At 37.8% G+C, this 9238-nt stretch carries 4 protein-coding genes; 2 read left to right on the top strand and 2 right to left on the bottom strand.

From position 1 onward, the window contains the following. Both QNJ50_RS27600 and QNJ50_RS27605 read right to left on the bottom strand, forming a co-directional pair. Nucleotides 1-498 (bottom strand): SWIM zinc finger family protein (locus tag QNJ50_RS27600; RefSeq protein WP_300642107.1); only part of this gene is annotated, 498 nt, incomplete at its 3' end. Nucleotides 499-704: 206 nt separating this feature from the next. Then, on the bottom strand, nucleotides 705-3980 hold the full coding sequence (locus tag QNJ50_RS27605) for a DEAD/DEAH box helicase (protein WP_300642110.1): 3276 nt from the start codon (nucleotides 3978-3980) through the stop codon (nucleotides 705-707). Nucleotides 3981-5846: 1866 nt separating this feature from the next. Here QNJ50_RS27605 and QNJ50_RS27610 point away from each other — a divergent pair. Continuing rightward, complete coding sequence (locus QNJ50_RS27610; protein WP_300642113.1) at nucleotides 5847-8003, top strand: polyribonucleotide nucleotidyltransferase; 2157 nt, start codon at nucleotides 5847-5849, stop codon at nucleotides 8001-8003. Between the two features lie 568 nt (nucleotides 8004-8571). Continuing rightward, a complete protein-coding gene (locus QNJ50_RS27615) occupies nucleotides 8572-8835 on the top strand; it encodes a DUF3146 family protein (protein WP_027845463.1) in 264 nt (87 codons plus the stop codon). Nucleotides 8836-9238: the final 403 nt, after the last annotated feature.

Raw genomic sequence — 9238 nt, forward strand, 5'->3', positions numbered from 1 at the left:
TTCTCTATTACGTCCCCGTAACTGAAAAAGAACAAATGGGTCTTCACTGAAGCGATCGCCTAGTTGATAATAAACGGCAGCAATATGTTTGCAAGGATTAGCTTTATCAGGACAAGTACACTTACTATGAACGTTGGAAAGAGTAAAGGGAAATAAAGATAAACCGTTAGCAGTAAATACTTCTTCTATATTTTGTGGCATTTCGCCAGATAAAAGTTTAGCAGGAATAATAGCCCTTTGTGACATTGTTTCAATAACATAACCCCATTCCTCATCAGTAAAGGAATCTAAATAAAGGGAAACTGTATATGGTTGCGCTTCACTACCTTGGACTTTAGCTATAACTTTTGCACCTTGAAACTCAATACTGAGAATATTTCCTTGACGTGCATAGATTCTACCCCTTTCCAACCGCTTTTTAAATCGATAAGAATCTAGTAATTCTAGCCACCGTTGTGACCACCATTCTCGACTTGCTTGTAAGGTTCCTTCTGTCATTTTTTTATTGGTAACTGGTAATGGGTAATTGGTATGCTACAGACCGAGACTTACGCTAATCTTAATTATTATCTTTGCTCACTATGAACGTTGTCTCTTTTGAATTTTGACTTTTGACTTATGTCCTACGGACACGCTATAGCTATAGCTGCGCTACCTACGGAGCCGCTACCTTACGGATCCGCTAATGACTTTTAACTTAAAATCTATTCTTCTTCAATTACTGCATTGCGATCGAGTAATAGTAAGTCGCGTAGTTGATCTGTATCTAATTCTGTTAGCCATTCTTCACCAGTACCGACTACTTGTTCAGCTAATTGTTTCTTGCTTTCAATCATGTCATGAATTTTTTCTTCTAAGGTACCCGTACATACAAATTTATGAACTTGGACATTACGAGTTTGACCAATCCGAAATACCCGGTCTGTGGCTTGATTTTCTACCGCTGGATTCCACCATCTGTCAAAGTGAAACACATGATTTGCTCTGGTTAAATTTAATCCCACACCGCCAGCTTTTAAGGAAAGAATCATTACTGGTGGACCTTGGGGATCGTGTTGGAAACGATCAATCATTTCCTCACGTTTTTTCTTGGTCGTACTACCGTATAAAAATAATATTTCTCGTCCCAAGTTTTTCTCTAAGTGGGGTTTGAGTAGTTTTCCCCACTCAGCAAATTGGGTAAATATTAAAGCGCGCTCGCCTGAAGATGTGACTTCTTCCAACATTTCTTCTAAGCGTTGGAGTTTACCAGAGCTTTGTTTTGCTAATGTTTTAGCTTTCAAATACTGAGCGGGATGATTGCAGATTTGTTTGAGTTTGACTAGTAATCCTAAAATCATTCCTCGGCGTTGTACACCTTCGGCTGATTCAATTTCTGAGAGTGATTCTTCTACAGTCTTTTGATATAGTTGCCCTTGCTCGGGAGATAAACTACAAAAAACATTTATTTCTTGTTTCTCGGGTAAGTCTTGAATAATATCCCGATCAGTTTTTAGACGACGTAGAATAAAAGGTTGTACTAAGGAACGTAACTGATTTAAAGAATCAGCATCTCCATACTTTTCTATGGGAACGGCAAATCTCCTTTGGAAAAACTGTCGATTTCCTAAATACCCCGGATTGAGAAAATCTAAGATAGACCACAATTCTTGTAATCGATTTTCTACTGGCGTACCTGTTAAAGCAATCCTAAATGTTGCTTCTAAGTCACGAATTGCTTGTGATTGTTTTGCTTCGGGATTTTTTATGTTTTGCGCTTCATCTAAAACAATTCCTTGCCAGTTAACTCCCTTTAATACTTTTAAATCCCGATGAACTAAGGAGTAACTAGTAATCACTAAATCTGATTTATTTACTACTTCTTGAAATTTCTTCCCCTTCGGGCGTTTATCGCCATGATATTGCAAAACTTTCAGAACTGGAGCAAACTTCTTTACTTCCCGTTCCCAATTACCAATTACCGATGTGGGACATACAAGTAGAACGGGATTTTCTAAACTTTTTTCTTCTTTGAGATGAAGTGCAAACGCAATCAACTGAATGGTTTTACCCAAACCCATATCATCAGCAAGACAAGCACCCAAACCCCAACGCTCTAAAAATGCTAACCAAGAAAATCCTTTTTCTTGATAAGGTCTTAAGGTACCTTGAAATTTCTTCGGTGTAGGTAAAGGTTTTAAAGATTGATTATCTGCAAGGGTTCCAACTAATTCTTTTAAAGCTCCAGAAGCATCAAAACTAACAACCGGTAGTTTTTCAATTGTTTGGGTGTCCCCTGTACTCAAGCGTAAAGCATCTTCCAAGGATAAGGACATTTGTTCTTTACGACTGGTAAAGAAAGATTGAGCAGTTTTAATATCTTGAGGTCGCAGTTCTACCCATTCTCCGTTAATTTCTACTAAGGGGCTATTTAAAGCTACTAAATTATCGAATTCTGTTTTACTTAAAGTTTGTCCCCCGATCGCTAATTCCCATTTAAAGTTTAGTAGGCTCTGCAAACCCACACCTGCTTGTTTTTTCCGGGATGTTTGAGCTTTGACTTTTAAACCTAAACGATTTGCCCATCCTTCGCGATTAGCCAAGGAAGGTGGTAAGATCACTCCTAAACCACTATCTTCAAAACGCCAAACAACAGACTTAATAAATTCGTAAGCCTGCATGGGGCTGAGAGTACAACTACTGGGATATTCGCTATCCAAACTTTCTGCGATCGCTGGATATAAACGGGAAGCTAAACCCAAACCCTGCAAAAAAGTTTCTTGGGGTTGCTCTATAGTACGTTCTTGATAAGTTAAACGTTCAACTGGGTTCTTCCAAATAGTACCCGCATCAACTAAAAATTCTGAATTATCCGTTGCTTGCAAAAAATATACTAAAGTCCAATCTGTTTTCCCGGATTCTGGGGAACGTAATTCAAAACAAGTACGGAACTGTTTTTTGCCTGCAAGCTGATATTGTAAAGGTAAAGTCCAAGCTTTTAATACTGCATCAAGTCTTTCAACAGCAATGGTATCGGCTTTAAGAACATTTGATTCTCCAGTTAATCCTTGTAACCATTGGCGAACTGCAAAGGGTAAAGATGAAATTAAGCGAGCTTCCCCAGTTCCAATGGTACCAACCATTTTACGAACCTGAGAATCCACCAAATAATTAAGAAAATCTAAAATTAATTCTTGGGGTTGCTGGGGTAAATTTAGGTAAAATGAGGAGCCAACAGAAACAGCTTCAGATGTGGATAGCTCTTCTTCATCATTGATATTCTTCGATTCCTGCTGATAAACCCGACAAATAGCAGGCATTAACCGAGCAAAATTTTCTAAACGACTGCTATCAATCGCACTATCTAATAATACCTGCCATTTTGCAACTCCCGAAGTGTCTAATTCTCGCTCTAAAATTGGCAAAAATTTACAACGAGAAATTAAATCCAAACTCCAACGGGCAATTTGCGACCAAAAGCGTAAGTCTCCACCAATAAACTCATTATTTGTACTATTTAAATCCAGAGGTATATTACTCAGAAATTCTATTGCTTGCGTAGAATTGAGACTAATTCCATCGACGCGCCAAGGCTGGATGTATTGACAACTATCAACATCCTCAGATTCATCAACACGAAGTGAATGAATGGGAGCAACAGATATATTTTCTGTAGAAACTTTTGCTTTTTCAATAATTGTTGGTATAGCAATAATTTGAGTACTATTTTTCAATTTTAAACTCAAATCATCATTTGCTTTGCGTTTTTTCCCATTACTACTGCTATGTTGCTCAGCTGTTGATATTAAGCTAGGAACTTTGAATTGCTGAGTCCTTAAAAAATCTATCAGTTCTTCTGATGTCGTTCCGAAAGGATTTAATGGCACATCATTAGATACCGTATTGATAGAAATTGGATTCAAAAACCGCCAAGTTTCTCCCCAAATGAAGAAATATTTTTCTTGATTCTCTAAAATCCAATTGCCGTGTAGAATTGTCATTTGCCAACTTATATCCCTAGATGCAAATATTACTTGATTTTGTGAATTTTATGTTGAGATTTACCGTTAGGTTTGTAGTTAATTATTTTTGATTATTTTTATCATTTTGTCTAATTTTTAATCTTTATTTTCATGTTTTTACTTTTGATATTTCAAAGTCTTGATAGTTAAAAATTAAGTGTAGTAAATTTATGAAACTAAATTATAACTTAGTTGAAAATTTCGTTTACCATCAGCAAAAAATGACATAAATTTTCATATCCAACAATAGATTAGATTACATTACATATAAATCTAAAAATTATATAGTCTGGCGTGACTGAATTAAGAGATAAATTTGCTCCCTAATCCCCCATTACAGGGAAAAAACTTTTCAAACTCACCATAAGTGAGGAATTTAGTGGGTTATGCTTTAATATAAAATTTAATAATTAGAATAAATCCCTGATTCATTTCTCTGCTCGCCAAACCCAACAGCCCTACTGTCACCAATACATGGTTGAATCTGAAAAATGGGAAAGTTGAAAGGTTAAGAGACCTGTAGATAATCGATAAATTATTGTATCCCTATTGGAAATAGTTCAAAGTTTGTATTTTGAAAGCTCTGAAATTAAAGCTGAAAAAACTCTAAAAACAAAGAGTATGTTCTCAAAACTAACCTTTTTAACATAGTCCATTTTTTCCTTAACTTTTGGGCAATATTAAATTTCCCCAATAATATCAAGAGTATTTTGAGAATAAGTCCGTGGAGCTTGTGCTGATACTTAAAAATCTTTTGACATAAAAACTCAGTACACAAATTCTCAGTATATCTTTTGTTTACTATTATTTTACTTTTCTCATTCCCACGCGAACAATGACGAACTGTGGTACTTAAGTATCGGCTTTGCTCCACCAATATCAAAAAAACCAGGTTTATTCTATATACAGGAGATATGTTTGCAATACACTGCTTAATTCTATAAGCAAATACAATTGTTTTTCTTTTGATGTCAGCATTACTTGGACTTCGGAACTATCATATCAAAACTATATTGTATATAAAATGATGTTACTAACAGCAAATAAGAGCTAAATAATTTAGTAGTTATATTAAATTTAATTTTTAAACATATTATAGGATACGGTGAATATCTATAATTTTTGTTTGTTAAGTAGGAGTGCAAACAATATTAGATGGAATCACTAACGATTGAGCAACGAGCTTAAGGTCTTGTAAATAATTTATGTTATAGTGGGACAATATTTTTGGTGTGGCAAAGGATTGAGAAATCTGAAGGCACTACCCAAAAAAGAGCACTTATACATTACTACTATGTGTTTGCTCTGTATTTGCTATTAGAGTTGAGCCTTTGATGAATGCTAGTGATAGGTGTTTATGCATCAATATATAGATAGTTTAGCTATGCGCAATAAATATTAAGAAGTAACGTTTAATATTATTTGCCTGTTTATGCATTTTCAACCTAAGCATTTCCCCAAACATTGGTCTCTCTTTACTGGGGTTTTCGTAGGCAAAATTTCCAACGGAACATTGAGGACGCCAATTTTCCCGGTAAGGTCTCTTTATTGAGGTAAATTAATACCCAACTATAAAATTATTTTGGTTGAGGTGCGTTCAAACTAATATACCTTTTGTTAGACTGTGGAGATTTCTGGAGTCTAGGAGTATGGGTAAACTTTCTTATCGCTGTAGAGCTAGCCATAGGATGAGCGCAAAGTCTAGACTTTGATGATACATCGGCGATTCCAGCGATTTATTAGTAGATGAACGGTCTTTGTGTGCAACCAACACCAGCAATAGTATAGAAATGTTAGGATTGCCACAGAGAATAGAATAGCGTGCATAGAAGGAAAAAACACTGAATGGAAGAATTTGAGAAGTCAATATCCTTTGATGGAAGGGATATTCGACTCAAAGTTGGCTTACTAGCTCCCCAGGCTGGTGGGTCAGTTTTGATACAGTCTGGAGAGACAGCAGTATTAGTTACAGCGACGCGATCGCAAGCCAGAGAAGGCATTGATTTTTTACCTCTGACCGTAGATTACGAAGAAAGATTATATGCTGCGGGCAGAATTCCAGGTGGATTATTGCGAAGGGAAGGACGTCCACCGGAAAGAGCAATTCTTACAAGTCGTTTGATAGATCGTCCGTTGCGTCCCTTGTTTCCGTCTTGGTTGCGAGATGACTTACAAATTATTGCCGTAACATTATCAGTAGATGAACTGGTACCACCTGACGTAATAGCAGTAACCGGTGCTTCCATTGCGACATTGATGGCAAAAATACCTTTCAATGGACCAATGGCAGCAGTAAGGGTTGGTTTGGTAGGAGATGATTTTATTATCAATCCTACCCATTCCGAAATCAGTTCTGGGGATCTAGATTTAGTAGTTGCAGGTTCGCCCCATGGTGTAATCATGGTCGAGGCTGGTGCGAATCAATTACCCGAACAAGATATCAACGAAGCGATAGAATTTGGTTACGAAGCAGTACAGGATTTGATTAGAGCCCAAGAAGACTTAATTGCAGAATTGGGTATACAACTGGTACGGGAAGATCCACCAGAAGTAGATTCTTCACTCGAAGACTTTATTAGCGAGCGTTCTACAGACGAAATCAAGAAAATTTTGTCTCAATTTGAATTTAGTAAAAACGAGCGCGATACAGCTTTAGATGAAGTCAAAGAAAAAATTAAGCTAGAAATCGAAGAACTGCCGGAAGAAGATTCGATTCGTGTCGCCGCAACAGCTAATGCTAAAGCTTTAGGTAATACTTTCAAAAGCATTACCAAAAAGTTAATGCGTCGTCAAATAGTTGAAGATAATGTGCGAGTAGATGGACGCAAACTTGATGAAGTTCGTCCTGTATCTTGTAATGTGGGTTTAATACCCAAGCGAGTTCATGGTAGTGGTCTATTTAACCGAGGGCTAACTCAGGTTTTATCTGCCTGTACTTTAGGTACTCCAGGAGATGCACAGTCATTAAATGATGATTTGCAAAGCGATCAAGAAAAGTACTATATCCATCATTATAACTTTCCTCCGTTCTCCGTTGGTGAAACTAAACCCTTGCGCGCTCCAGGACGAAGAGAAATTGGTCATGGAGCTTTAGCTGAAAGGGCTATATTACCTGTTTTGCCATCAAGAAAACAATTCCCTTATGTGATTCGCATAGTTTCGGAAGTTTTATCTTCCAATGGCTCAACATCAATGGGTTCTGTTTGTGGTTCAACCCTATCGCTGATGGATGCAGGTGTACCAATCAGTAAACCTGTAAGTGGTGCAGCAATGGGTTTAATCAAGGAAGGTGATGAAGTCCGAGTTCTCACAGATATTCAAGGAATTGAGGACTTTTTAGGGGATATGGATTTCAAGGTTGCTGGAACTGATACTGGAATTACAGCCTTGCAAATGGACATGAAAATTTCGGGATTGTCCTTAGATGTGATTGCTCAAGCAGTTAATCAAGCAAAAGCTGCAAGGTTGCATATTCTAGATAAAATGCTCGATACAATAGATCAACCGCGCAGTGAAATGTCACCATATGCGCCCAGATTATTGAGCATTAAAATTGAACCAGATATGATTGGTCTGGTAATTGGTCCCGGAGGTAAAACAATTAAAGGTATTACAGAAGAAACTGGTGCCAAAATTGATATTGAAGATGATGGAACAGTTACCATATCAGCAATAGATGAACTCAAGGCCAAAAAGGCGCGTAATATCATCCAAGGGATGACTCGCAAATTGAATGAAGGCGACGTTTACGTTGGTAGAGTAACTCGAATTATCCCAATTGGTGCATTTGTAGAATTTTTGCCTGGAAAAGAAGGTATGATTCACATTTCACAATTGGCGGATTATCGTGTCGGTAAGGTTGAAGATGAAGTTGCTATCGGCGATGAAGTAATTGTTAAAGTGAGGGAAATTGATAACAAAGGTAGAATTAATCTCACTCGCTTGGGTATTCATCCAGATCAAGCCGCAGCTGCGCGGGAACAAGCAGCAGTTAATCGGTAATTATTCAGGAGGGTTTTAGATTTTGGATTTTGGATTTAGCATTGCTCGCAAATCTAAAATCCGCTTTCGTTGAAAACACTAACACTCTCTGCCTTTAAGAGAGAGGGTTATTCTGAAGTTGTTTTCAAATGGCTAGTTAGCTATTGCAGTTTTTAAAGTAGAAAACCCACGGCTTCCGGTCGTGGGAGTGTAAACCGAGTAAAACCGGCATAAAAAAATCAAGTAATTTATGTGGGTGCATGGCATTGATGCTGTGTACCTTGTTGATGTTTAGAGTTTGCACCGACGGGTAGTATAAGTTACACCTAGTTCAAAATTACATAGCAAGTAAAATATATTTGATGTATCTTGAGAAAATGTCAATTATTCCACACTAAAAGTAAAACTATAAGCATTAGGGTGTTACATTTTTATTTCCGTTTTATTAATGGCACTTTAGCATAGAATTTTTTAGCATAGAATTTTGAAAAAGTTTCGCCATAACAGAGAACATAACTGAGAAGATAGTCTATCTTAAAGCTTTGACAAATCCTAGTCAGTTTTAAACTCAATCTCAAAATAAATCATTGTGAGTAGAAAAGGACTACCAGAAACTACTGCTTATGTCAGAATTCTTCGCCAGTCTTGGCAAAGTGGGCTTCTTGAAGGCGAAGTCAAAGCCGGTGACTTTCAATGGGAGTTTAAATGGCACTTTCGCCAAGGCGAATTATCAGTACAACCATCCCAAGGGCGAGCGTTAATTAAAGAACCCTTAAGTCGTTTTTTAGAACAAAAAGATTATCAACTCGAACCTGGAGGAGACTATGATTTTGTAATTAGAGCAGAGTTGTAACATTTTATGCGCAATACTTACAGTACGCCCTTAGCCTGCGGCGTCGGCAAAGCCTCTGACTAACGTCACGCAGGGCGCGCTTACACGTTTGGAGGCACTACGTGAACACCGTACGTAGGTGCGTCTTTCGCCGCTAACCGCTAGACCGCGCACGCTTTTAACAGTTTATGGCTAACGCCGCTCCCTTACGGGCTACAGTTGTCAATATCTACTCGCTGTATGGCTACGTCACGTTATAGCTAGGGTCTGCGGCGTTAGCGGATCCACAAGGTGACGTTAGGTGCGCTGCGATGCGCATAGTGGTATTGCTTAACTAGGAGGTGATTTATTAAACCTTAAAACAAGCTGGTTGCTCACCCCAGAGCGCCAAGGCTGAGTCGGCAGGCGGGGGACAATGAGTAAT

Origin of the sequence: Mastigocoleus sp. MO_188.B34 (genome assembly GCF_030065675.1) — a bacterium.
Lineage (GTDB): Bacteria > Cyanobacteriota > Cyanobacteriia > Cyanobacteriales > Nostocaceae > Mastigocoleus.

Excerpts from the sequence above, each read along its gene's own strand:
- QNJ50_RS27605 (WP_300642110.1), bottom strand. The coding sequence starts at position 3,980 with ATGACAATTCTACACGGCAATTGGATTTTAGAGAATCAAGAAAAATAT.
- QNJ50_RS27610 (WP_300642113.1), top strand. The coding sequence starts at position 5,847 with ATGGAAGAATTTGAGAAGTCAATATCCTTTGATGGAAGGGATATTCGA.